Origin of the sequence: Nocardiopsis sp. CNR-923 (assembly GCF_001942255.1) — a bacterium.
Taxonomy (GTDB): domain Bacteria; phylum Actinomycetota; class Actinomycetes; order Streptosporangiales; family Streptosporangiaceae; genus Nocardiopsis.
This window is the reverse complement of sequence record NZ_MKKC01000048.1, coordinates 1-1,343: the sequence shown is the minus strand read 5'-3', so window position 1 is coordinate 1,343 and position 1,343 is coordinate 1. Positions and strand designations below refer to the sequence as shown.

2 protein-coding genes are annotated in these 1,343 nt (G+C 67.4%); one reads left to right on the top strand and one right to left on the bottom strand.

The window, feature by feature from the left end; all coding sequences use genetic code 11:
• Window positions 1-105 precede the first annotated feature (105 nt).
• On the top strand, window positions 106-444 hold the full coding sequence (locus tag BJF83_RS03180; protein ID WP_262391275.1) for a transposase family protein: 339 nt from the start codon (window positions 106-108) through the stop codon (window positions 442-444).
• A 17-nt stretch (window positions 445-461) separates the two neighbouring features.
• Here the strand turns inward: BJF83_RS03180 and BJF83_RS03175 are convergent, their stop codons facing one another.
• Entirely contained in the window at window positions 462-896 is a 435-nt protein-coding gene (locus BJF83_RS03175; protein ID WP_075925109.1) for a hypothetical protein, read from the bottom strand.
• Between the last annotated feature and the right edge of the window lie 447 nt (window positions 897-1,343).

The window sequence follows — 1,343 nt, the reverse complement described above, 5'->3', positions numbered from 1 at the left end:
CGATCTGTGGTACTCGGGAAAAGCCCGCCACCACGGAGGCAACGTCCAAGGCGTCATGGAACCGGACGGTTTTCCCGTGTTCGTTGGTGGCGTCGAGCCGGATCAGTGAACGACCTGCCCGCAGCCCGCTCCCATGTGCTCGGTGCGCTCTACGCCTTCGCGGCCAAGGGCCTGCCCACGTTGGCCGATCTGGGATACGAGGGTGCCGGGATCGGCATCATCACCCCCATCAAACAGCCGGCCGACGGGCCGCCGCTGGCTCTGGACAACCGCACCCTCAACACGCTCCAGCGGGGCGTGCGCTGTCTGGGCGAGCGCGGGTTCGCACTGCTCACTCAGCGGTGGCGGCTGCTACAGCACATCACCGCCAGCCCCAGCAAGATCGGGGACATCGCCAGAGCCGCCCTCGTTCTCACACACGTCGAACACGGGCGCCTGACATAGAACTCGCTGGGATCACCTCACTGGGCGATGGTCATGTCCTTGAGGGTGCGGCCCGGGACGGTGAGTGTCCGGCCGTCGCTGTGGATGACGATGACTGATTTGCGACTGCGTTTGCCACGACGGTTGCTGACGATTCGCAGCCCGGCCTGTTGGAGAGCGCCGAACCGGTACGTTCGGCGCTTCCGGAGGTAGTCGCGGCGCAGTTCGCCTTTGGACTCGTGTGGGGTGGTGTCCCTGTGCTGGATCCAGGTGCGGTCGGGGTGGGCGGCCAGGAACTCTGCGCTGGCGGTAGAGGCGACGCTGAGGGTGGCGACACCGGACGGAGACAGGTGGCACGTCGCGGGGTTGACCGGTAGGGAAGCCCACCGGGGTACGGGGCGGACCGGGGCCACGGGGACGGGGTTCACGCTGCGGGGCGTCACCTGGGCGGCGAGATCGCTCGGTGTGGGCATCGGTCTTTTCCTTTCAGAGCAGGTGCTTGAGGGCGGCACACTGGTGGGTGCGGGCCGGGCCCGGGCGGGGACCAGGGCGGACTGCCGTTCGGCCCCGGCCCGTGAGGGACTCACTCCGAGTCCTCGAACAGGACGGTTTGCCCTCCGGTGCGCTGCGATGGGATGGCACCGGCCTGCCGCCAGCACGGGCAGGAGCACACGTACCGGCCGCAATACCCCCGCACCCACACTTGAGTGCGCGACGCCGACCAGGTGGGGTCGGAACTGGGGTGCACCAGATCGGTCTCCCAGCGAGGAAACCGCCGCCAGTCCTGACCGCGGGAATCCCACACTTCGACGCACGCCCTCGGGTGGGGTGCCCCGAGGTTTCCGGACAGAGATCCAATACGATGATCCTGTAAGGAAACGAGGGGAAAATTGGGCAGGGCAAGCAAATACTCACCGGAG

Coding starts and splice junctions, on each gene's coding strand:
- BJF83_RS03175 (WP_075925109.1), bottom strand. CDS start 896: ATGCCCACACCGAGCGATCTCGCCGCCCAGGTGACGCCCCGCAGCGTG.